This is a genomic window from Phyllobacterium sp. NPDC097923 (assembly GCF_044760925.1).
GTDB classification, from domain to species: Bacteria; Pseudomonadota; Alphaproteobacteria; order Rhizobiales; family Rhizobiaceae; genus Phyllobacterium; species Phyllobacterium calauticae.
The window spans coordinates 1,903,518-1,925,681 of record NZ_JBIWBL010000001.1; the positions used below are offsets into that span (position 1 = coordinate 1,903,518).

Below are 22,164 nucleotides of genomic sequence, written 5' to 3' on the forward strand. Positions count from 1 at the left end.
GATAAGGGGGCATGCCTATCCGTCTGCTTATCAACGCGCCGGAACAACCACGTAGCTCACAACCTTGGTCTGATCTGGATAGTATTTGTAATCGAGCGTTATGTGCTTGATGTCCGCGGGCGGGTTGGTCATGCCGGCGCCTTGCATCAGCCCCTGCACCACCGGGTTCGGGGCCTCGCCGAACCAGACAAACAGCGCGGGAAAACGGATACGGGCCGCCGCATTGGGCATTTCCCAATGGATCGGGCTCAAGGACTGATCGTAAAGACGCAGATTGCCCGGCAATTGCGGACCGTCCGAAACCACAGTCACATAATGTCCGTCGGCCCGCGTCGCCGCGTAGAGCTTGCCATAGTCGAGCTGACCGATGGACGGAGCGCCGCCCTCATAGGCATAGAGGATATTGACGGCCAGTATCGGAATGACCGCAAGTCCGCACAGCGCACCGACTATGGCGAAGCGCTTCAGCGGCAGATCCGACGCGATGTAACGGCCAAGCAGCATTGCCAGATAAAGCGGCGACAGAAACAGCACCGGTTGCAGCCAGCGATCCTTCACCTCGGCGGCACCGCTGACGAGCACGCCGACAAAGACCGCCGCCAGGGCGAAAAACAGAACACGGCCGAGAAAGGTTTCGCCGTCGCTCAAACCTGCCTTCGGCGTGACCTGCTGCGCCCGGCTCCGCCACCAGGCGACGGCAAAGAATACCAGCGCGACACCCGAGAAGAGGATGCCATTGAGGAACAGTTTCCATTCGCCATGCAACCGGCTGACAATGAACTGCCCGCCTTCATTGATCTGGAACTTGTGCGAGCGCGCCAGGAGGTTGTCCATGTGGGAGAGCGCCCAAAGGGCAGTCGGGGTGACGGCGGCAAAAAAAGCAACGAGTGTCAGAATGGACTTGGACGACAGAAGAACGGCCCGGTAGGCCGGAACGGAAAGACCGGCCAGGATCAAGCCGACGAGAAAAAAGCCCGCATTGAATTTTCCGAGGAGTCCGGCCGCGATGCCCAGCCCCAGCAAGGCGGCAGACAGCCAGGAGCGCGATTTCATGTGCCAGGCGAAGGCAAGGAATGCCCAGGCGCAACCGGTGGTCGCGCCGACGGAGTGCGTCAGGGTTCGCTGCGATTCCCACGCGATCTGCGGCAGGAGAAACACGCCTACCATGCCGGCCGCTGCAACGGCTTTGCGCATTCCCAGCAGCCGGGCGCCGGCATAAACGCTGACAAAGAGGCTCGCCAGCATGCCGAACTTCACCAGGAAGACGGTCGACATGCGGATGCCGAGGATATCCCCCGCCACACTGTTTATCCAGGTATAAAGCGGCGGCTGCGAACCGCCATAGCCCCATTGCAGCGCGCCGACATAGGCCAGCTGCTCGGCATCGTCGACACCGGCGCCGTTGGAAATAATCGTCAGGAACACCACCTGAAAGGCGAAATACAGCAGAACAAACAGCAGCCCCGGATTCTCCGACGCCAGCTGTCTGACACTGCGCAATGGAGATTGAAGCGGAATAGCGGACATTGTTCTCTCATACTTTTGGATAAGCCGCTTCTAGTCCAACTGGATGTGGAAATCCACCAATACGTGCAGTCGATGATCGGCCGCACATCCCGTCGCATGAAATGCTTTGCGCACATTTGGGCTGTCGCAACGGGCATATTGCAAAAAGGGACAGCAGCGTCCCTTTTCAAGTCAATGCAAGTGGCTAATGTCTCTAACTGTAGTTGCAATGTTCAGGGAGAGATCGAGCATAACGTCTACGATTAATGCGGTCGGCAGCCTGTGAGTGGTGAAACGACAGAGCGCTGAGTACTTGGTGCGCTTGGAATGCAAGATTGACGGCGGCATCTGAACAGCAAATCTCACACGAATATTCAAGCCTCACCAAAACAAGAACAATTCCTGGGGTGGGGTGAAGGGGCGGGATCGGTCAGTATCCCGCCCTTTCCTTTTGCGCTTTCTTGTGAAGACAATAGCGCCAAAAATTAATCTGAACTTTCAACTAAATTTCCGTGCCCTTTATCCGTCTCTGTCATGCCGGTTGCTTCCGGCTTTCGGGGCCCGGTCATTGGACCATGGGCGTGGGAACGTGATCGAGCCCCGATTTTCCGGCAAACGGCTGTTGACGGAATCGTCCGAACCGTTGAAAAGCATAGGCGCGCGGACGTGGCGAAACTGGTAGACGCAAGGGACTTAAAATCCCTCGGCCATAGGTCATGCGGGTTCGACCCCCGCCGTCCGCACCATTTCCCATCCCCGCACGTTTCATCATGCTGCTATGCAACGTTACCCTTGGCCTTTTCATATCCGTATTATATACGATCCATATATGGTTCATATATGGAGATACCCATGGGCATTGTGAGCATAGACGACGATCTGCACGATCAACTGCGCAGGGCGAGCAAAGTATCGTACCGCTCAATCAATGCGCAGGCCGCCTATTGGATTAAAATCGGCATGCTCTGCGAGACCAATCCGACGCTCAGTTTCACCGCGATCATTGAGCGCGAGCTCAGTTCCGCCGGCGTTTCCGCGCAACCGCTGGCCGCGAGTGAAGCATGATGAAGCAGCCCCAGGAACTGGCATTGCTGGCCGAATCCGGCCGGCTGCTGGCGTCTGTGTTCGGGCTGCTGGATCGAACCTCGCTGATCGGCATGTCGACACTTCAGATCAATGAAATGGCCGAGCGTTTCATCGTCCATGATCTTCAGGCCCGCCCTGCGAGCAAAGGCCAGTACGGCTATGGTTTTGTGCTGAATTCTTCGGTGAACGATGTGGTCTGCCATGGCGTCCCGTCCCAATCGGACGTGCTTCGGGACGGCGACATCGTCAATTTCGACATCACGCTTGAGAAGAACGGCTATATCGCGGATTCCAGCAAGACCTATCTCGTTGGCAACGTCAATCCGGCCGCCAGGCGGCTGGTCCACACCGCTTACGAAGCCATGTGGATGGGCATCCGCACCGTTCGCGCGGGTGCACGGCTTGGCGACATCGGCTGGGCAATTGAACGCCACGCCAAGCGCAATGGCTATTCCGTGGTGCGTGAATATTGCGGTCACGGCATCGGCCGGGAGATGCATGAGGAACCGCAGATCCTGCACTTCGGAAAGCCGGGAACCGGCCTCACCCTGCGTGAGGGCATGGTTTTCACCATCGAACCGATGCTCAATCAGGGCCGCCGGACCGTAAAAACACAAGCTGACGGCTGGACTGTCGTGACGAGGGACGGGTTACTTTCCGCACAGTTTGAACACACCGTTGCCGTTACAGCCTCCGGTGTGTCCGTGCTGACGCTGCGTCCTGACGAATTGGCGGCAGGACCGGTCAGACGGCTTGCGCCGGCTGGCTGATTCAATCAGCCGTGCAGCTTGATCGTGATCTCGGCAACGCGCTTGCCCTGGAATTTTGCGCCTTCCAGTTCCTGCGCCGAAGGCTGCCGCGAACCGTCGCCGTCGGCCGTCGTGGTCATGCCATAGGGCGCACCGCCGCGCACGACGTCATTGCCCATCTGCGCCTGATAGGCATAGGAGAGCGGTACGATGATCATGCCATGGTGCTGCATCTGCCACTGGGTTGAAACCAGCGCCAGTTCCTGGCCGCCATGCTGGGTGGCTGAAGACGCCATGACCGAGCCGACCTTGTTGATCAGCGCGCCCTTGACCCAGAGACCGCCGGTCTGGTCGAAAAAATTCTTCATCTGCGCCGACATCGAGCCAAAGCGCGAGGATACGCCGACAATGATCGCGTCATAGGTTTCGAGCTCGTCCACCGTGGCAATCTCTGCCTTCTGGTCGAGCTTGTAGTGATAGGCCTTCGCCACATCGAGCGGAACCAGTTCGGGCACGCGCCGGACAGTGACCTCAGCGCCGGCTTCCCGTGCGCCGTCCGCAGCAGCATAGGCCATCTGCTCCATATGTCCCCAGCTTGAATAATAAAGCACCAACACCTTGGCCATGATCGTCTCCATCGTTGACATCGGTTGGACGGGAAAATGCCGCCATGCCCCGTAGGTTAAGCTTTTCGCTGTTCGTTAAAACAGACATTGTCGCGACAAACTGTTCACCATTTGAAATGGCTTGCGGCGGCTGTTTGCGCCCATTACGGTCGCCCCCGCGATAGGAGAATCCAGATGACGAATGAAGTCGTGAGCGCTGCCATGCTTGCCATTGGCGACGAGTTGCTGTCCGGCCGGACCAAGGACAAGAACATTGGCCATCTCGCCGATATTCTGACGGCGGTCGGCATCGATCTGAAGGAAGTGCGGATTGTTCCGGACGAGGAAGACCGCATTGTCGATGCGTTGAATGCCCTGCGCGGCGCCTATGATTATGTCTTCACCTCAGGCGGCATCGGCCCGACCCACGACGACATTACGGCGGACGCCGTTTCAAAGGCATTTGGCGTTCCTTGCGAGCATGACGCCAAGGCCATGCAGCTGATGGGCGACAATTACGCGGCGCGCGGCATGGAGTTCACCGAAAGCCGCCAGCGCATGGCACGCATGCCGCGCGGTTCCGTGCATATCGACAATCCCGTCTCGACCGCGCCCGGGTTCAACATCGGCAATGTCTACGTGATGGCGGGTGTTCCCTCGATTTTTCAGGCGATGCTCGACAATGTGATTCCGACGCTGAGGGTCGGCAAGCAGCTGCTTTCCCGTTCGGTCAATTGCCCGTTCGGCGAAGGCACGATTGCCATACCGCTGCGCGATATCCAGGCGGCGCACCCCGATACGATCATCGGCTCCTATCCTAAGTACGAAAACAACAGGTTTTCAACGGAATTGGTTGTCCGCGCCCGTGACGAGGACAAGCTTGCCGCTGCAGAACAGGCCGTACGGGCCATGGTGGAACACCTCGCATCGGCCAAGCAAATCTGAGGAACCATAGGCCTGCGGCCAACGTTCCGGTTCGCACCTGCGATAAAATCACACGCGCCGGTCTTGCGTTCGGAGCGTATAATGCTCTGAATAGCAAGATCGACCTGTCAACCGATGGAGGCCCGCATGGCATTTCGCACGATCATCGCTTTTATCCGCAGCGAGCGCGAGGCGCCAAGGGTTATGGGCGCGGCAAAGCTGATCGCCTCTTCAAGCGAACGAACCCACATCATCGGCCTCTACACGATCCCCTCTCCCATCGTTTACGCAGATCCCACCGGTTTTGCCGACACGACCCTGTTCGAGGCGCACGAACAGCGCCACAAGGAAAATTCGGAGGCGATCTCTGCGCTGTTCAACAAGGAAATGGGCAAGGGCAGGATTTCCCACGAATTCCGCATCGTGCGCTCGGAGAGCAGCAGCCCGTCGGCCGGTGTCACCCAAAGCGCCCTGCGTGCGGATATCATCGTGGCCGGGCAACCGGACCCGGATGATCCGGACAGCGTCAACGATGTCACCGACCCGCTTGTCATGGAAAGCGGGCGTCCCGTGCTGTTTGTCCCCTACAAGATCGAACTCCCGACGAAAATCAACCGCGTGCTCGTTGCCTTTAATGGCAAGCGCGAGGCTTCGCGGGCAGCGTTCGATTCCCTGCCCTTTCTGATCAAGGCCGAGCGCACGGATGTCGTCTGGATCGATCCGAAGAAAACCACCGACCCGAACATGGATATTCCGGGCACCCCGCTCTCGGACGCCCTGCGCCGCCACGGCGTCAACGTCAATCCTTTCACGATTGAATCCAATGGCGAGGCCGCCGACAAGATCCTGCGCCGCAAGATTGCCGACGACAAGGTAGATCTGATCGTCATGGGTGCCTATAGCCAGTCGCGCCTCAAGGAATGGGTATTCGGCGGTGTGACGAGCTCGTTCATATCGGACATGCCCTGCCTGACGCTGATGTCACGCTGACGATTGAGCGGATAAAGCCGTAAATCACATGTTTCTGCCCCCTTGCAAAGGACAGGCTGCGCAAGCAGCTTGCCATGGGCAGGCATTTCCCGCTATTGCGAGACGCATTCCCTAGCGGATTATTAGCTCCGCCTGTTTCGTGTTTTCTTGATGGAGTGCGCCATGTCTCTTCCCGATAAAGCTTTTCCGGTGTCCTGGGACCAGTTCCATCGGGATGCCCGTGCCCTTGCCTGGCGTGTCGCGGGCATGCAGCGCGAATGGCGCGCCATGGTCGCCATCACCCGCGGCGGCCTCGTGCCGGCGGCGATCATCTGCCGCGAACTCGGCATCCGCATGATCGAGACCGTCTGCATCGCCTCCTACCACGACTATGAGGAACAGGGCGAACTCAAGGTGCTGAAGGACGTCGATCCGCGCCTTCTGCAAGATGGTGGCGAAGGCATTCTCGTCATCGACGACCTGACCGATACGGGAAAGACCGCTGCGGTCGTGCGCGCCATGATGCCCAAGGCGCATTTTGCCACGGTCTACGCCAAGCCGAAGGGCCGCCCGCTGATCGATACGTTCGTCACGGAAGTCTCGCAGGACACCTGGATCTATTTCCCCTGGGATATGGGCCTGACCTATCAGGAACCGATCACCAAGGGACACCGGGGCTAACCAGCCATTTCCTGCGGGGGTAGCCCGAACCGCCTCCGCCCAAACACGAATGGAACCATGACCTCGCTGGAGGCCATGGCATATCCTGATCGGCGCCGTTCATTCCGGCTGCCTCTCATTCTTCCGTAGAATGGATTCCCTGCCTTTGAAGTGATATTGCCTCTGCGGGGATCCGCTGTGGTTTTTTTGCACTGCTGTTCAAAAAATCGACACAAGTCGCATATAAGCTAGGAACAGTAGCCTGAGAGTGATTGCGATTTGCAAGAATCGGTTCACAATCATTGAAACAAATCGCAAAAAAAGAGCGGAGCATTGAACTTAAATTACGCCAACGAGATCGTGACAGAAAAGCGGATTGAAATGCCGGACGGCAGAATCCGCCAGGTTGCCGCGCTCGTTTACCGGGTCAAAAAACACCAGACAGAGATTCTTCTGATCACCAGTCGCGGCACGGGGCGATGGGTGCTGCCCAAGGGCTGGCCGCAGGTTGGCAAGACCTTCGCCCATTCGGCCAAGACCGAGGCCTATGAGGAAGCCGGTGCGCGCGGTGATATCGCCCCTTTCTCCATCGGCGTTTACCGCTATGAAAAGCACGATATGTCCGAAGGCGAATGCGGCGATTTCGTCGTCGATGTCTTTCCCATGCATTTTTCCCATCAGGAAAAGAACTGGCCCGAACGCGGCGAACGCCGCCTCGAATGGGTCAGCGTCGAAGAATGCGCCCGCCGGGTCGAAGAACCGGAACTGAAGGCCCTCATTGCGAGTTTTGATCCGGCGCTCGTCACCCCACGCTGATGTTCGGGACGAGCGATATGATCCGCCTCAATCTTTCGCTCGCCATTATCGCCATCCTTTCCAGCCCTGCCCTCGCTCTCGACAATACGCAATTGCAGAAGATCGAGCATGGCTGCATCGACGAGACCGCATCGTCATCGCCGGAAGAGCGAATCAGCAACTGCAACAACTGGATTGACAGCGCGCCGGATAAGCTGCGCGCCAAGGCCTATTATGACAGGGGCAACGCCTATCTGGATGTCCAGAAGCTCGATCTTGCGGTTGCCGATTATTCCCATGCCATCACCCTGAAGCCGGACTTCAAGGATGCCTGGTACAGCCGGGGCTACGCCAGGCACGACCAAGGCAATTACGATCAGGCGATCGAGGACTACGACACGGCGCTCAAACTGGCCCCCGAAGACATCGACAGCCTGTATGGCAAAGCCTATGCCTCTCAAAAGAAAGGCGATCTCGACGCGGCGATTGCCGGTTACACCGCCGTTATCCGCCTCAAACCGGACTATCCCACCGCCTTTTACAACCGTGCCATCGCCTACAACGCCAAGGGCGATACGGAGAATGCCACGCGCGACGCCCTCGAATATGAGCGCCTGAAGGACAAGAACCCACAATAGGTTGTGTTGGGCGCCATTGGCGCCACCTTTCCATCCGTAGCCAGCTACCGGAAAAACAAGCGAAAGTTCTCCCCGTTATCCACATATGTGACACACAAGATGTTGCGGTCACAAATATGTAAAAAACTAATTCTTGACGCTCGAGCCCGAGTCACTTTTTATAGGGCAGTCGTTGCGTTTGTGGCGTGACCGGGGAGTAATGTGACCGGTCTTTTTCCCAGTTTATGCAGTGTTTTTCACAGCTTGCACCCTATGGCGCAAGCCGGTGGTGACCTGTGTCTGCAGCCGGAAGAATACCATAGTGCACAGAGAAATATTTGTTGGGTAAATGGTGCTTTAACACAATATTTAGTGTTTACAGGTACGTTTAACACCAGATAATGTGACATTCTCATTTGGGGCGAGTCACAAAACAGGCGTCAAAAAGGGCCGCCGGGCCCAGGACTGAAGCGGTGAAAACCGCATCGAGGACAGGTCGCGGCGACAGCACCGGATTCAGGGACTGAATCCGGATAGGGCGGGTTTGTGTTCTTGATGCGCGCAGCTCTTCACATGGCGCCCAACGAACACTATATATAGAGACAAGGACGAAGCAGATGCGGATCGAACGGCGTTTTACCAAAGAGAATCAATCAGCCTATGCGGACATCGAATTCCGCGTAGCGACGAGCGAGATCAAGAATCCCGACGGCTCTGTTGTGTTCCGTCTGGAGAATATCGATGTGCCGGCCCAGTTCAGTCAGGTCGCGGCCGACATTCTCGCGCAGAAATATTTCCGCAAGGCAGGCGTACCGGCCAAGCTGAAGAAGGTTGAGGAAAATTCCGTCCCTTCATGGCTGTGGCGTTCGGTTGCCGATGAGGAAGCTTTGGCAGCGCTGCCGGCCGACGCACGCTATGGCTCGGAAATGGATGCGCGTCAGGTTTTCGATCGCCTTGCCGGTACCTGGACCTACTGGGGCTGGAAGGGCAAGTATTTTGATTCGGAAAAAGACGCCCTCGCCTTCCGCGATGAGCTCGCCTACATGCTCGCCACCCAGCGCGTCGCCCCCAATTCCCCGCAATGGTTCAACACAGGCCTGCATTGGGCCTATGGCATCGACGGCCCCGGCCAGGGCCACTATTACGTGGACCCGGATACCGGCAAGCTGACGAAGTCAAAATCGTCCTATGAACATCCGCAGCCGCATGCCTGCTTCATCCAGTCCGTCGCCGACGATCTGGTCAATGAAGGCGGCATCATGGACCTGTGGGTTCGCGAAGCCCGCCTGTTCAAGTACGGCTCCGGCACCGGCTCCAATTTCTCGTTCCTGCGCGGCGAAGGCGAAAAGCTTTCCGGCGGCGGACGCTCCTCCGGCCTGATGTCCTTCCTCAAGATCGGTGACCGCGCTGCCGGCGCCATCAAGTCAGGCGGCACGACCCGCCGCGCCGCCAAGATGGTGGTGGTTGATGTCGACCACCCCGATATCGAGGAATATATCGACTGGAAGGTGAAGGAAGAGCAGAAGGTTGCCGCTCTCGTCACCGGTTCCAAGATCGTCAAACAGCATCTGGCTGCCATCATGAAGGCCTGCGTGAATTGCGAGGCCGACAATGGCGATTGCTACGAGCCTGCCAAAAACCCGGCGCTGAAGCGCGAGATCAAGGCGGCCAAGAAGAACCAGGTTCCGGAAAACTACATTTACCGGGTTATCCAGTTCGCCAAGCAGGGCTACACGGATATCGATTTCAAGACCTACGATACCGACTGGGATTCGGAAGCCTATCTCACCGTTGCCGGCCAGAATTCCAACAATTCCGTGTCGCTCAAGGATGAATTCCTGCGCGCCGTCGAGAATGATGGCGACTGGAGCCTGACCGCCCGCAAGGACGGCAAGGTCATGAAGACCCTGAAAGCCCGCGACCTCTGGGAAAAGATCGGTTACGCCGCCTGGGCGTCCGCTGATCCGGGCCTGCATTTCAACACCACGATGAACGACTGGCACACCTGCCCGGCGGCCGGTCCGATCCGCGCCTCCAATCCGTGCTCGGAATACATGTTCCTCGACGACACGGCCTGCAACCTCGCATCGATCAACCTCCTCACCTATCGCGGCAAGGACGGCAAGTTCGACGTGACGGGTTATGAGCACACGGCCCGCCTGTGGACCATCGTCCTCGAAATCTCCGTGATGATGGCGCAGTTCCCGTCCAAGGAAATCGCCCGCCTCTCCTATGAATACCGCACGCTCGGTCTCGGCTACGCCAATATTGGCGGCCTGCTGATGACCTCGGGCATTCCCTATGACAGCGCCGAAGGCCGCGCCATCGGCGGTGCCCTCACCGCCATCATGACCGGCATTTCCTATGCGACCTCGGCCGAAATGGCCAAGGAGCTGGGTGCTTTCAACGGCTATGCTCCGAACGCCGCCAATATGCTGCGCGTCATCCGCAACCATCGCCGCGCTGCCCATGGCGAAACCCAGGGTTATGAGGGCCTCGCCGTCAACCCGGTTGCGCTGATTGCTTCCGACTGTCCGGACCAGGATCTGATCGCCCATGCCCGTTCGGCCTGGGACAAGGCGCTGGAACTCGGCGAAAAGCATGGCTACCGCAATGCGCAGGCCACCGTCATCGCGCCGACCGGCACGATCGGTCTCGTCATGGACTGCGATACCACGGGCATCGAGCCGGATTTCGCTCTGGTCAAGTTCAAGAAGCTCGCCGGTGGCGGTTACTTCAAGATCATCAACCGCGCCGTGCCGGAAGCGCTGCGCACGCTCGGTTATTCCGAAAGCCAGATTGCTGAAATCGAAGCCTATGCCGTCGGTCACGGCAATCTCAACCAGGCACCCGCCATCAATCCGGGTTCGCTGAAGGCCAAGGGCTTTACCGACGAGATCATCGCCACGCTGAACACGGCGTTGAAGTCGGCCTTCGACATCAAGTTTGCAGTCAACAAATGGACGGTCGGCGAAGATTTCGCCAAGAATGTTCTTGGTTTCACCGATGAACAGCTCAACGATTTCTCCTTCGAAATGCTGCCGGCACTCGGCTTCTCCAAGAAGGAAATCGAAGCCGCCAACATCCACATCTGCGGTGCGATGACACTGGAAGGCGCGCCCTTCCTGAAGGAAGAGCATTATCCGGTTTTCGATTGCGCCAATCCGTGCGGCAAGATCGGCAAGCGCTATCTCTCGGTCGACAGCCACATCCGCATGATGGCCGCCGCCCAGCCCTTCATCTCCGGCGCGATCTCCAAGACGATCAACATGGCCAATGAGGCGACCGTCGACGACTGCAAGTCGGCCTACATGCTGTCATGGAAACTGGCACTGAAGGCCAATGCGCTCTACCGCGATGGCTCGAAACTGTCGCAGCCGCTGAACTCCTCGCTGCTCGCCGACGTGGACGACGACGAGGATGATGCCATCGAGGCGCTGATCGAGGCGCCTGCCGCCGCCCGCGCGGTGCAGGTTACCGAGAAGATCGTCGAGCGAATCGTCGAAAAATATATCCACGACCGCGAGAAACTGCCGAACCGCCGCAAGGGGTACACCCAGAAAGCCGTCGTCGGCGGCCACAAGGTCTATCTGCGCACCGGTGAGTTCGATGATGGCCGTCTCGGCGAGATCTTCATCGACATGCACAAGGAAGGCGCTGCCTTCAGGGCGATGATGAACAACTTTGCCATCGCCATCTCGCTCGGCCTGCAATATGGCGTGCCGCTGGAAGAATATGTGGAGGCATTCACCTTCACCAAGTTCGAACCGGCCGGCATGGTTCAGGGCAATGACGCGATCAAGAACGCCACGTCGATCCTCGACTATGTGTTCCGCGAGCTGGCTGTCTCCTATCTCGACCGCCACGACCTTGCCCATGTCGATCAGTCCGACTTCTCCAACACGTCGCTTGGCCGCGGCATTTCAGAAGGCAAGACCGAGCCGGTATCCAAGGGTCTGACCCGCGGCGCCGTCCTGAAGATGGTCAGCCCCGGCGCGCCTGATCCCAAGGGTTTCGGCTCGGGTGCACCGAAGGCCGTCATGGCGTCGAACGTCACGGCCCTTGCGACCCGCTCCGCCGTTGCCATCGCGACCAAGCCGGTTATTGCCCATGCGCAGGACGAGGCCACGGGCTTCAAGCGTGACTATGAGGAACGCGCCAAGGACCAGCTGGAAGAAGACACATCCGCTGCCTCCGCCCTGTTTGGGGATGCCAGCGCCGAAGCCGCGGCGGAAGAAGCCAAGGCCGAAGCAAAGAAGGTGATGTCCGACCGCCGCATCAAGTCGATGATGCAGGGCTATACCGGCGACAGCTGCTCGGAATGCTCAAACTTCACCATGGTGCGCAACGGCACCTGCCTGAAGTGTGATACATGCGGAAGCACATCCGGCTGTAGCTAAACCAGCCCGGTTGTGGTGGGAGACCCAAAGTTCTGTATTTAGGAGCCAATGTTCCGTTCTCCTACCAACGAAGTCAAAGGCTTAGCGGAAAAACTATTTCCTGAGAAAACGGGTTTCCCAAGGGTTGGGGAACCCAAAAATGAAGTGCAGAACGTGGTCACGACCCCCGCGTTTACTTTACAACAAAGGGTGCTTCGGAAGCGGTATGGAGAGCGATCGCCGCGAGACGTGTGCGGTCACTGCGGCTTGGTGGTCCAGGCACCTATCTCGGATCGCCCGATCAGCGTGCCGCCGGTACCGACCTCCGAAAGAATACGGTCCACGAGCGTTGAGGGATCGACCTGCGACGCTGCTGCAATTCCGAGCCTCTCCATGGTCGGCAATTGTGTCTCCACGAGATCGGTAACAAGATGCACAAGGTTTAGCGCCCGTGGTCCCGACGAGATGGCCGCCTCCAACCTAAGGGTCGGCGGAGGCAAACCGGCATCCTCAAACAACGAACCAAGTCGCGCACCAAGGCGCACTTGCGCGCCCGCCGCCTCGATTGTGCGGCTGAGCCACACGCATACTTGATCATATGTGGGCGACGACGGCGACGAACGAGCGCCATCCCAGTCAAGTTCGTGGAATACGACGATACCACCCGGCCGCAAATGCCGGACGATCCCTCGAAGCGACTGTGCCGGATCGGGCATGAATTGCAGAACATAACGACCAACAATCGCATCGAATGGATCGTCAAAATTCAGGTCAGCCGGATCGCCCTGTCTGAAAGAGATTCTGCAGGAACTGGCATTCTTGACGCGTCGTTCTGCCCGCTCGACAGCGGCAAGAGCAAGGTCCGTACCCACAACTTCTCCGGCCGGTCCAACGAGCTCGCCGCAGAGAAGCGCAACATCCCCAGCCCCGCAGCCGATATCGAGGATGCGCATACCTGTTGCGATCCCGGCAGCTTCCAGAAAGCGACGTGTGATCGGATCGATCAACCGAGCCTGAGTACTGAGGCGGCGCAGTTCCGCCTCTGCATGACCCAGTGCGTAGTCGGTATCGCTCATCGAGACATCCATCGTGCCGAATTCTAGCATCGATCGCGATGTCCGCCACGCCCGCTCATTGCGCTTATGCATCGCTTCCGCCCCTTTTGGGGTTGGTAGAAGTCGAGCGCCGTTATCTTGCCAACCAAGGTGCGAAGCTTCTCAAGGTCATCGTCGTTTTCTTCAAGTTCGGCATAGGTGAACGTGTCAAATGCAGTGTAAGGCAGAGCAGATTGGGAGCAGCTGTAATAACTGCGCTCTTATTGCTTGCCAAACTTGTCCTGATAATACGCGCCATAATCGGCATCTAGTTTGTGTGATTAAGCATGTCCAAAACGGGGCAAGTCGGAGACACGCCGCCCGAACATTGATCGACCGTTCGGGCGAGGATGCTTTCCAGTCTGCGGAGATCGGAAATCTTGGCTCGCACATCATCAAGATGGGCCGAGGTCAGTGTTTTGACTGTGGCGCAGGACACCTCGCTCGGTTGCACCAGGGCAAGAAGTGCCTTGATATCTTTGATCCCGAAGCCGAGTTCACGTGCTCGTCGGATGAATGATAGCCGCCGCACATGCTCGGAACCATAGCTGCGATAGCCACCGGCCGTCCGTACAGGCTCAGGCATCAGGCCGATACGCTCGTAATAACGGACCGTTTCCAGATGGACACCTGTTGCTCGTGCGATTTTGCCGATCGTCAGATCACGCATGGCCTCTGTTTCCTCTTGAGCCTGTAGTGGCTACAGGGTTCAGAATATACCTATCTTGCAAGGAAAGCAGCCGTGACTGACGCTCACCTGCCTCAGGGAGGGAGTGAGAAGCTCGGTATGATCCAAGACTGGCGCATCCGATTACTCAAGCTAGGACAATCACCATGACACAGGTCATCTCGACCCTTACCTGCCCGCTTTGTGGACATCGAGCATCCGAGACAATGCCCGCTGATGCTTGCCAATACTTCTACGAATGCACGGGCTGCGGAACGCTGCTCAAACCTAACGAGGGCGATTGCTGCGTCTTCTGCTCCTACGGTGATGTGCCCTGCCCGCCGATTCAAGAGACACGCAGGGCACAAAACACGCCACTTCGCATATGAGGAATGCTGTTGATCGTGTTGGCATCGGCTGAGAGCGCCCGATATCGAACAGTGATAAAAAGACTGTTTGTTTGATTTGGCAGTAACCTTTTTGCCCGCCGCGCGAACTTCCTATCAGACGAGCCGCGATGACCCCGCTGGGCAAAAGCACATCGTCCACCGCCAACCCATAATCGGAGGAACAGAAATGTCCAATCGCATGCTATCCGCTCTGGTCGCCGGCGCGTTCGCTGCGGCCCTCGGTTCGTTTGCCGTCACATCTGCAAGCGCGGAGGAGATGAGGCCAATGAGCAAGGCTGACATGATGAAGATGCGTGACATGACCGCAAAAGAAGTCAAATCCGGCAAGATGGAAAAATGTTTTGGTGTGGCCCTCAAGGGTCATAATGACTGCTACGCCGGTGCTGGCACCACCTGCGCTGGAACGAGCACGATCGACTATCAAGGAAATGCTTTCAAGCTTGAGCCCAAGGGTACGTGCACAACCATGCATACACCGAAGGGCACGGGAAGTCTCACCCCGAAAGTTTGAAACAGGCTGAACCGGACGGGCATTTGCACCGCTCGTCCGGGCAATCGGTTTCGACGAGGTCACCATGTACAATCAGTTGCCGTCCGCCACTCAAGCTTTGATTCCGCCGCGTGCCGGCGTCGGGCTCAAACCCGAGCATTACCGCTTAATCGTTGAGACCGCTCCAGATATTGGCTTTTTCGAAGTCCATGCGGAAAACTATATGGGCGCAGGCGGTCCACCGCACCGCTATCTCTCGGCCATCCGCGAACGCTATCCACTGTCCCTCCACGGCGTCGGTTTGTCGATCGGGGCAGACCGGCCACTTGATCAAGATCACCTCAAACGCGTTAGGGAGCTGATTCAACGTTACCAACCCGGGCTGTTCTCTGAACATCTGGCATGGTCATCGCACGATGCAGGTTTTCTGAGCGATCTGCTGCCGGTGCCTTACACGTTCGAGGCACTCACCCGCGTTTGCGAACACATTGATGAGGTTCAAGAGAACCTTCAGCAACAAATGTTGCTGGAGAACCCGTCGACCTATCTCGCTTTCGCCGAAAGCACCTATTCCGAGATCGACTTCATTGCCGAGATTGTCCGGCGAACAGGCTGCGGTCTCCTCCTTGATGTCAACAACGTGCACGTCGCGTCGACCAATCAGGAATGGGACCCCATCGCCTATATCAATGCCTATCCCCTCGCCCATGTGCAGGAAATCCATCTGGCAGGCTATGCGAAGGAGGCTGACGACAAAGGGCGGCCGCTTCTCATCGATACCCATGACCGTCCCGTCGACGAGATCGTCTGGGGCCTTTTCGAACATACGGTGAAACGTGTCGGTCCTTTACCCACGCTGATCGAATGGGACGCGGATATTCCAGCATGGACCATGCTCAAGGCAGAGGCTGAGCGCGCCGAGGCAATCATGTTCGCCGGGCTGCCAACGGGATTTTACCATGCTGCGGCTGGCTGAACGGCAACAGGAATTCACGGCCGCGTTGCTCGATCCCGAGCGGCCAGCCCCGTTCGGCCTTGTCGGGCCAGACGGCGAGCCCAGTGCGCGGCGGTTTGCGGTCTATCGCAACAATGTCGTGGCTGGTCTGGTCGAAACGTTACAGGCAACATTCCCAGCCATTTGCCGCATCGTTGGTCAGGCATTCTTTCAGGCGATGGCGCGCACTTACGTGGTTGCCGAGCCGCCAGGCTCGCCAATCCTTCTCGACTATGGCGCCAGTTTCCCGGATTTTATAGGTGATTTTGCCCCGGCAGCGACGCTTCCCTATCTAAGCGACGTCGCCCGCATCGAGTATTTCTGGACGCAGGCATATCACGCAGCCGAAGCCTCGCCTCTCGATCCTTTGGTTCTCGCCGCAATAGCACCTGAAGCTCTTCCAGAAATCTGTCTCCTTCCCCATCCTTCGGTGCATTTGGTGCGCTCGCAATTTCCGGCCTTTACGATCTGGCGGATGAACATTGCCGGCGGGGTTCCAGCGCCTGTCAACTTTGCGCTTGGCGAGGATGTACTCATCGTTCGACCGGCGGCCGAGGTCGAAGTCCGGTTGCTGTCAAGCGGCGGCTTTGACTTCCTGCAAGCACTTGCTGATGGGATGTCGGTGCTGGCTGCGCTGAAGATCGCAATGGCTGCCGACCACGGCTTTGATCTGACGGTCAACCTGGAAGAACTTATGAGGACCGGCGTCTTTATCGGCTACAGCCCCTCGACCAATACGACATTGCAAAAATTGGCAGGACGATCATGACCGGGGTCAGCACGTCCTTCCACGGTTTCGATATCGGGCGGACCGTCCGGAATATCACCAGGCGGCTCGTCCAAGTGGCATTGATGACAGCACCGCCGATGCTTCGCATCGCGCTCGCCGTGCCCTTCTTCCGGTCCGGCCTTACCCGATGGGACGGCTTTCTTTCGCTTTCACCAAGTACGCTCTATCTCTTCGAGGAAGAGTTCCAACTTCATATTTTCGGCGGTCTCTATGGTTTTCCAGCGCCGGTCTTGATCGCACATCTGGTCGCGATCGCCGAGATCACATTCCCGATCCTGCTTGTGCTTGGCCTGGCAACGCGATTCAGCGCCCTCTGCCTCCTGATGATGACAGCCGTGATCCAACTCGTTGTACCGGATGGCTGGGCAACCTTCCATCTGCCATGGGCAGCCCTGGCGATCGCCCTCATTGCTCTTGGACCGGGCAAGATTTCGCTCGATTATCTGCTCGACAGCTTCAATCACGCAGGGAAAGTGCGAGGTGCCGGTTAATGTCTCCTCACCGCCTCCGAAGCCCCATCAACCGCATTGGTTTCACTCCAATAGCCGCGTCTTCATGCGAAGCGCAGCGATGACGGAGAAACCGCGCAGCCACTTTCAGCCATTGAAAATCGTCGCCGGACGACAGCACGATGTAGGAAACAGCGATAACGGAATACATGATTTCAGCCACGCTGAGCCGAGTATCCCTGACCTCGATTGGACGATCCTCATGGCGCGCGCCCAGGATGGTGACGCGTCTGCCTATCTTCGGCTGTTGGAGGCAATAACACCGTATCTTCGCTCACTTGCGGCCCGGCGACATCGCGATCAAAGCGACATTGAAGACGCCGTTCAGGATGTTTTGCTCACGGTGCATTCCATTCGCCACACTTATGATCCCGGACGGCCATTTGGACCGTGGCTGGTCGCGATCGCCAATCGCCGTTTTATCGATCGGCTCAGGCGTCAGGGCCGCGTAAAGGCCAACGAAGTATCTCTTACTGCAGCGCACCAAGCCTTGGCCGAGCCCCGAGCAAACATGGACGTAAGGCCGGATCGACATAAATTGGAAAGCGCAATCGGCACTCTCGCCCCAACGCAACAGCAGGCCATCCGGCTGCTCAAGCTCAAGGAAATGTCGCTGAAAGAGGCCGCGATGGTAACGGGCATGTCCATCGCTTCGTTAAAGGTCGCCACGCATCGCGCTCTGAAAAACCTGCGCAAGAAGCTGGCGGATTGGAAGAACATATGATCAAGACTCTGGATCTCATCGCGACACTTGCATCAAACATGGAGCCGGTTCGGCGACTGCGGCCGCCGGCGATCCGTGCGCTCTGCTGGCTTTTGCTCGCCGCTGTGTTGCTTGCGTTGATTGCTGTCAGTCAAGGGATTCGGCCCGATCTCGCTCAACGTCTTCGGGACCCCATCTTTGCGGTCAGTATGGCAGCTTCCCTTTTGACCGGCATATCGGCCGCCATTGCTGCCTTTGAACTGAGCCTGCCGGACCGCTCCCGGCTCTGGCTGCTCCTTCCTTTGCCGGCCGTGGTGTTGTGGCTGTCGAATATTGGATACCAGTGTCTCGTCCAGTGGATCAGCGTCAATCCCGATGGCATCAGCCTTGGGGAAGCGGCCGATTGCCTCGCGACCCTGGTCCTGACCAGTTTGCCTTTGTCGCTGACAATGCTCGTGATGCTCCGCTACGCGGCTCCGCTCCGGCCAACAATCACGACCTTGATGGGCAGCCTTGCGGTGGCTGCGATCACTGCGACAGCTTTGTCGCTGTTTCACGTTATCGATGCCACCATGATGATCCTGATGTGGAACCTGGGCACCGCGGTCCTGCTCATGGGGCTCGGCGGTCTGTTCGGTCGAAGAATGTTCCGATGGGTGGCTCCGCGCACCTTGTCACCACAGGATTGAACCCTGGAAGATGATGGAGATAATCATGAAAAGACGACTGTTTCTTGTTTCCCTGCTCACGGCGTTATTGGCGACATGGGCCGCTGGATCCGTGGCGAGCGCAGTTGATCGAAAGTCCTACGATGCGGCAAGCTTCAAAGCGGCGCAGCAAAGCGGTGCACGCATTCTCGTGGATATTTCGGCCACATGGTGCCCTACCTGCAAGGCCCAGAAGCCGATCATCGACGGGCTTGCAGAGCAGCCGGCGAACACGGACCTCGTGATTTTCGAGGTCGATTTCGACAGCCAGAAATCGGTCGTCCGCCAATTCCATGCGCAGAGCCAGAGCACCTTGATCGCGTACCGAGGAAAGGTGGAGACCGCTCGGTCGGTCGGCGATACGAATCCGGGCTCGATAGAAGCTCTCATTCAGTCAACGGCAATGAAGTGAGGATAGTGCAATGGGAATTGGCAGCTTCTTGTTTGCGTTCCTGGCCGGTATCCTCTCAACATTGTCGCCTTGCGTTCTGCCACTCTTGCCGCTTGTCATTGGCGCAGCTGTCTTCCAGCACAAGTTGGGTCCGGTCGCGCTTGCTGCAGGCCTAGCCATCTCATTCGTTGGCATTGGGCTGTTTGTCGCAACGATCGGTTTCGCAATCGGGTTGGACACCGGAGCCTTTCAGGAGCTTGCCGCCCTGCTCTTGTTGGCAGTCGGGCTGGTCCTCATGGTTCCCAAATTCCAGACTCAACTCGCCGTGTCAGGGGGCCCAATCAGCGGCTGGGCCGATCGCCGCTTTGGTGGATTTTCCGCAACCGGGTTGAAGGGGCAGTTCGCCCTTGGTCTGCTGCTCGGTGCGGTATGGACACCCTGCGTCGGTCCGACGCTTGGTGCTGCATCCGTGCTGGCGGCACAGGGCAAGGATCTCGGACAGGTGGCAAGCGTGATGACAGCCTTTGGTATCGGTGCGGCCCTGCCTTTGCTTCTTCTCGGAGTTGTCTCCCGGGATCGCATGCTCCGGTGGCGCAGCCAGCTGCTGCGCGCCGGTCAACGAGGGAAAGCCATATTGGGCGCTCTGCTCTTCGCCATCGGATTTCTTATCCTGAGTGGCTTGGACAAGAGGATCGAGACCTTGCTGGTCGACGTGTCACCTGTTTGGCTTACCCAACTTACAACCCATTTCTGACCGGCGGACATTCCACTCTGTATCTTGGCCGAAGTTGAGGTGATATCGGTGGAACGCACTCACAGCGCTCCTCAGCGCGAGAAGACCAATGTTCGTGTGATGGCATGGTTCGCGTGCACAATTGCAACGCGCTCGCTCAGTTGAGTTCTTGGGCAAGTCCGATGAGAAGTCCTTCAGGCCCGCGGATGTAGCAGAGCCGATACGCGTCTTTGTACTGGACGACTTCGCCTACAAGCTGCGCGCCGCGCTTGCGGAGCCTTTCAAGCGTGTCGTCGATATCGTCCACGGTGAACATGACGCGGAGGTAGCCTAGAGCGTTGACCGGAGCATTGCGGTGATCCGCGACGACGGGCGGCGTGATGAAGCGGGAGAGCTCAAGGCGGCTGTGGCCGTCCGGTGTACACATCATGGCAATCTCGACCCGCTGATCGCCCAGTCCGGTGACACGTCCGGCCCATTCTCCTTCAATCGTGGCCCGACCTTCGAGGTCGAGGCCAAGCTCGCGAAAGAAATCAATCGCCTCTTCGAGGTCTTCGACGACGATTCCTATGTTGTCCATTCGTTTGAGTGCCATGCACCCAATCTACTGATAACTGCACCCCTTTTGCAAGCGCACACCGGGTTATGCTGGCTCAGTGGCTCATGCGGAAACATACCTGGCTCACCCTGACGGAAGCCCGGCTGAACCTCATTCATCCGCCATCGCGCATGTCGACGTTGGCAATCGGCATCTACGACACGGCCTCTCTTGGGCGTGGATTGGGCAGCCGGGCCATAAGGCTGACACTGGGGCATGCATTTTTGACCATACGCTTGCACCGGATAGGAATTCGGGTCCCCGCCTATAACAGGCGTGCGATCCGGACATATGAAAAGTGCGGGTTTATCGTCGAGGGCCGTGAACGAGAAACTGCGCTCGTTAACGGAACGCGGCATGACGACATAATGATGGGCTTGCTGGAACATGAGTTCCAATCACAATGATCCAGTCAGAAACCTCGTCACAGAAGTTCCACATTCACGAAACGCGGTGACATATTTGGCAAAGCGGCATGAGATTTCAGCATTACTGAGGGAGCAAAACATGGGGATTGGAGTGCAAGAGCAGATCAGTCAAGCACTGGTCATTGCCAATCATGTTTTCGCCGCACGCTTTCAAGGGGCATCTTGTGCGTTTGTGGCAGGCTCCATCATGCGCGGCGAAGGCACTCCCTCTTCGGATATCGACCTCGTTGTTGTCTTTGACCATCTCGATGCGGCACGGTGTTGTGCCAAATTTTCTTCATTGCCGGCGCAGGCTTTTGAGCGAAGGAGGTGCGATGGCCGTGGATTCCGACAAGCCTGTGATCGGCAACTCGGAGATAAAGAAGCTGGAAGATCGGGTCTGGGAAACTGAAAACGCCAGATTACTATATTGTCCTGTGATTACGTCATCGCCTCTGAACAGTCTGTGCCAATTCTGCTGAATTAGGTAGCAAAGACCACCAATGGCCAATTAACCGCCCAATATAGCTAGGAATAATCCGTTCGTTATTAATTCCTGAGTCTCTTCTCAAGGGTTCGAAACCAAAGCTTTAGTTCCTTGCGGGCCGTTCCGAACGTTCCGAGTTGGTAGACCGATGCCCGCGTTCAACGTCCTTGCAGTCGATCTTCCAGCTTCGAGAAAATCGGCATTAAGAAAAACTTTGGTTACTCCAGCCGAGTTCGAGTTCTTCCGTGCCTACGTGTAGCGAACAGTTCTTCCTCCGTTGAACATCTCTCCAATGAACAAGTGGACAGGCGTAAAGCTTGCCTGTCATCACCCATCTTGGGTTCCGGATGAATAATGCTATCATATGGATTGCTCGCGCAGCTAAGGAAAGGTTGAATGAGGAAACTCAGCCCTGCCGTCGTTTTGACGATGGCGCTTGTTTCAACGTTGTCGAGTGCGCTGGCTCAAAACACTGATCCGAGCGCGCCGACGGCTGCGCCTGTCTGCAGCGACCTTATCAAGAGGCTTGAGAGCGCGATCAAGGAATATAAACGGGCGAAGTTTTCCTTGGATAGGGCAACCCAACTCATGGCATCGGCACGTTATTCCAGCAGGATCGGAAAGATGAACATCGATTTGGCAAGCAGACAGGCTGATGTCACCGTTGCCACTGCTTCTTATGTTGAATCTATCGGCCCTGCCTACAGTTCGGTGGCAGCCCTCAACGCCGATTGTGGCCAAGATGCCTTCAAGGAATCCAGTATCAGATTCACGGTAAAGCTCAATCTGGATATTACCAGATTCATCTCCGAGGGAGTCGACAAATTGGCGGATGAACAAATGGCTGACATCAAGAAGGTGTTCGGCGACATGAAGAGTAGGCAAAAATAGCAC

At 57.4% G+C, this 22,164-nt stretch carries 25 protein-coding genes, 1 tRNA gene and 2 pseudogenes; 22 read left to right on the forward strand and 6 right to left on the reverse strand.

Annotated elements, in window-relative coordinates; all coding sequences use genetic code 11:
* Nucleotides 1-30 precede the first annotated feature (30 nt).
* Complete coding sequence (locus ACIQWS_RS09680; RefSeq protein WP_403175592.1) at nt 31-1,527, reverse strand: ArnT family glycosyltransferase; 1,497 nt, start codon at nt 1,525-1,527, stop codon at nt 31-33.
* A 639-nt stretch (nt 1,528-2,166) separates the two neighbouring features.
* Between ACIQWS_RS09680 and ACIQWS_RS09685 the strand changes: the two genes are divergently transcribed.
* The 3 genes from ACIQWS_RS09685 to map all read left to right on the forward strand — a co-directional run bounded on the left by ACIQWS_RS09685 (nt 2,167) and on the right by map (nt 3,362).
* Nucleotides 2,167-2,252: transfer RNA gene (locus tag ACIQWS_RS09685), tRNA-Leu, on the forward strand.
* Between the two features lie 106 nt (nt 2,253-2,358).
* Nucleotides 2,359-2,571 (forward strand): ParD-like family protein, encoded by a 213-nt coding sequence (locus ACIQWS_RS09690; protein WP_403175596.1) that lies wholly within the window; start codon nt 2,359-2,361, stop codon nt 2,569-2,571.
* Nucleotides 2,568-3,362: a type I methionyl aminopeptidase gene (gene map, locus ACIQWS_RS09695; protein WP_403175601.1), complete on the forward strand. Its 795-nt coding sequence runs from the start codon at nt 2,568-2,570 to the stop codon at nt 3,360-3,362. Before ACIQWS_RS09690 ends, map begins: the two co-directional genes overlap by 4 nt.
* A 5-nt stretch (nt 3,363-3,367) precedes the next feature.
* On the opposite strand, the gene wrbA is transcribed toward map, so the two are convergent.
* Entirely contained in the window at nt 3,368-3,967 is a 600-nt protein-coding gene (gene wrbA / locus ACIQWS_RS09700) for an NAD(P)H:quinone oxidoreductase type IV (protein ID WP_223613104.1), read from the reverse strand.
* Between the two features lie 174 nt (nt 3,968-4,141).
* On the opposite strand from wrbA, the gene ACIQWS_RS09705 reads away from it, so the two are divergent.
* The 6 genes from ACIQWS_RS09705 to ACIQWS_RS09730 all read left to right on the forward strand — a co-directional run bounded on the left by ACIQWS_RS09705 (nt 4,142) and on the right by ACIQWS_RS09730 (nt 12,311).
* On the forward strand, nt 4,142-4,891 hold the full coding sequence (locus ACIQWS_RS09705; protein ID WP_288193220.1) for a competence/damage-inducible protein A: 750 nt from the start codon (nt 4,142-4,144) through the stop codon (nt 4,889-4,891).
* 126 nt (nt 4,892-5,017) lie between these two features.
* Nucleotides 5,018-5,860, forward strand: a complete 843-nt coding sequence (locus tag ACIQWS_RS09710; RefSeq protein ID WP_223613102.1) for a universal stress protein — start codon at nt 5,018-5,020, stop codon at nt 5,858-5,860.
* A 162-nt stretch (nt 5,861-6,022) separates the two neighbouring features.
* Nucleotides 6,023-6,520 carry a xanthine phosphoribosyltransferase gene (gene gpt, locus ACIQWS_RS09715; RefSeq protein WP_223613101.1) on the forward strand — a complete coding sequence of 166 codons (498 nt, stop codon included), beginning with the start codon at nt 6,023-6,025 and terminating at the stop codon, nt 6,518-6,520.
* Nucleotides 6,521-6,880: 360 nt separating this feature from the next.
* The gene (locus tag ACIQWS_RS09720) at nt 6,881-7,315 is read left to right on the forward strand and encodes an NUDIX hydrolase (RefSeq protein WP_403177661.1); all 435 of its coding nucleotides are present in this window, start codon (nt 6,881-6,883) and stop codon (nt 7,313-7,315) included.
* A gap of 17 nt (nt 7,316-7,332) precedes the next feature.
* Nucleotides 7,333-7,932: a tetratricopeptide repeat protein gene (locus ACIQWS_RS09725; RefSeq protein WP_403175619.1), complete on the forward strand. Its 600-nt coding sequence runs from the start codon at nt 7,333-7,335 to the stop codon at nt 7,930-7,932.
* Nucleotides 7,933-8,528: 596 nt separating this feature from the next.
* A complete protein-coding gene (locus ACIQWS_RS09730) occupies nt 8,529-12,311 on the forward strand; it encodes a vitamin B12-dependent ribonucleotide reductase (RefSeq protein ID WP_403175622.1) in 3,783 nt (1,260 codons plus the stop codon).
* A 236-nt stretch (nt 12,312-12,547) separates the two neighbouring features.
* On the opposite strand, the gene ACIQWS_RS09735 is transcribed toward ACIQWS_RS09730, so the two are convergent.
* The 3 genes from ACIQWS_RS09735 to ACIQWS_RS09745 form a co-directional block, all read right to left on the reverse strand.
* Entirely contained in the window at nt 12,548-13,366 is an 819-nt protein-coding gene (locus ACIQWS_RS09735) for a class I SAM-dependent methyltransferase (protein ID WP_403175627.1), read from the reverse strand.
* 23 nt (nt 13,367-13,389) lie between these two features.
* On the reverse strand, nt 13,390-13,572 hold the full coding sequence (locus tag ACIQWS_RS09740) for a Chromate resistance protein ChrB (RefSeq protein WP_403177665.1): 183 nt from the start codon (nt 13,570-13,572) through the stop codon (nt 13,390-13,392).
* An 80-nt stretch (nt 13,573-13,652) separates the two neighbouring features.
* The gene (locus ACIQWS_RS09745; protein ID WP_403175630.1) at nt 13,653-14,054 is read right to left on the reverse strand and encodes a helix-turn-helix domain-containing protein; all 402 of its coding nucleotides are present in this window, start codon (nt 14,052-14,054) and stop codon (nt 13,653-13,655) included.
* A gap of 164 nt (nt 14,055-14,218) precedes the next feature.
* Between ACIQWS_RS09745 and ACIQWS_RS09750 the strand changes: the two genes are divergently transcribed.
* From ACIQWS_RS09750 to ACIQWS_RS09790, 9 genes are all read left to right on the forward strand, one after another.
* Nucleotides 14,219-14,440 (forward strand): GDCCVxC domain-containing (seleno)protein, encoded by a 222-nt coding sequence (locus ACIQWS_RS09750; RefSeq protein ID WP_403175637.1) that lies wholly within the window; start codon nt 14,219-14,221, stop codon nt 14,438-14,440.
* A 187-nt stretch (nt 14,441-14,627) separates the two neighbouring features.
* On the forward strand, nt 14,628-14,972 hold the full coding sequence (locus ACIQWS_RS09755) for a DUF2282 domain-containing protein (protein WP_346306585.1): 345 nt from the start codon (nt 14,628-14,630) through the stop codon (nt 14,970-14,972).
* A gap of 64 nt (nt 14,973-15,036) precedes the next feature.
* Complete coding sequence (locus ACIQWS_RS09760) at nt 15,037-15,927, forward strand: DUF692 family multinuclear iron-containing protein (protein ID WP_403175646.1); 891 nt, start codon at nt 15,037-15,039, stop codon at nt 15,925-15,927.
* On the forward strand, nt 15,911-16,714 hold the full coding sequence (locus tag ACIQWS_RS09765; protein WP_403175650.1) for a DUF2063 domain-containing protein: 804 nt from the start codon (nt 15,911-15,913) through the stop codon (nt 16,712-16,714). The genes ACIQWS_RS09760 and ACIQWS_RS09765 overlap by 17 nt, the downstream gene beginning before the upstream one ends.
* A gap of 83 nt (nt 16,715-16,797) precedes the next feature.
* On the forward strand, nt 16,798-17,226 hold the full coding sequence (locus ACIQWS_RS09770; protein WP_403177669.1) for a DoxX family protein: 429 nt from the start codon (nt 16,798-16,800) through the stop codon (nt 17,224-17,226).
* Nucleotides 17,227-17,305: 79 nt separating this feature from the next.
* On the forward strand, nt 17,306-17,968 hold the full coding sequence (locus ACIQWS_RS09775) for a sigma-70 family RNA polymerase sigma factor (RefSeq protein WP_403175653.1): 663 nt from the start codon (nt 17,306-17,308) through the stop codon (nt 17,966-17,968).
* Nucleotides 17,965-18,636 carry an NrsF family protein gene (locus ACIQWS_RS09780; protein ID WP_403175667.1) on the forward strand — a complete coding sequence of 224 codons (672 nt, stop codon included), beginning with the start codon at nt 17,965-17,967 and terminating at the stop codon, nt 18,634-18,636. Before ACIQWS_RS09775 ends, ACIQWS_RS09780 begins: the two co-directional genes overlap by 4 nt.
* Nucleotides 18,637-18,661: 25 nt before the next feature.
* Nucleotides 18,662-19,066 (forward strand): thioredoxin domain-containing protein, encoded by a 405-nt coding sequence (locus ACIQWS_RS09785; protein ID WP_403175672.1) that lies wholly within the window; start codon nt 18,662-18,664, stop codon nt 19,064-19,066.
* Between the two features lie 10 nt (nt 19,067-19,076).
* Nucleotides 19,077-19,799 (forward strand): cytochrome c biogenesis CcdA family protein, encoded by a 723-nt coding sequence (locus ACIQWS_RS09790; protein WP_403175677.1) that lies wholly within the window; start codon nt 19,077-19,079, stop codon nt 19,797-19,799.
* 136 nt (nt 19,800-19,935) lie between these two features.
* On the opposite strand, the gene ACIQWS_RS09795 is transcribed toward ACIQWS_RS09790, so the two are convergent.
* Complete coding sequence (locus ACIQWS_RS09795; protein WP_403175681.1) at nt 19,936-20,373, reverse strand: VOC family protein; 438 nt, start codon at nt 20,371-20,373, stop codon at nt 19,936-19,938.
* 50 nt (nt 20,374-20,423) lie between these two features.
* Here ACIQWS_RS09795 and ACIQWS_RS09800 point away from each other — a divergent pair, with 50 nt between their 5' ends.
* The 4 genes and pseudogenes from ACIQWS_RS09800 (at nt 20,424) to ACIQWS_RS09815 (ending at nt 22,161) form a co-directional block, all read left to right on the forward strand.
* Nucleotides 20,424-20,783, forward strand: a complete 360-nt coding sequence (locus ACIQWS_RS09800; RefSeq protein ID WP_403175687.1) for a GNAT family N-acetyltransferase — start codon at nt 20,424-20,426, stop codon at nt 20,781-20,783.
* Nucleotides 20,784-20,883: 100 nt separating this feature from the next.
* Nucleotides 20,884-21,039, forward strand: a pseudogene (locus ACIQWS_RS09805) (nucleotidyltransferase domain-containing protein); the annotation flags it as partial.
* 16 nt (nt 21,040-21,055) lie between these two features.
* Nucleotides 21,056-21,196: pseudogene (locus ACIQWS_RS09810) on the forward strand (IS3 family transposase); the annotation flags it as partial.
* Between the two features lie 470 nt (nt 21,197-21,666).
* Nucleotides 21,667-22,161: a hypothetical protein gene (locus ACIQWS_RS09815; protein ID WP_403175691.1), complete on the forward strand. Its 495-nt coding sequence runs from the start codon at nt 21,667-21,669 to the stop codon at nt 22,159-22,161.
* Nucleotides 22,162-22,164: the final 3 nt, after the last annotated feature.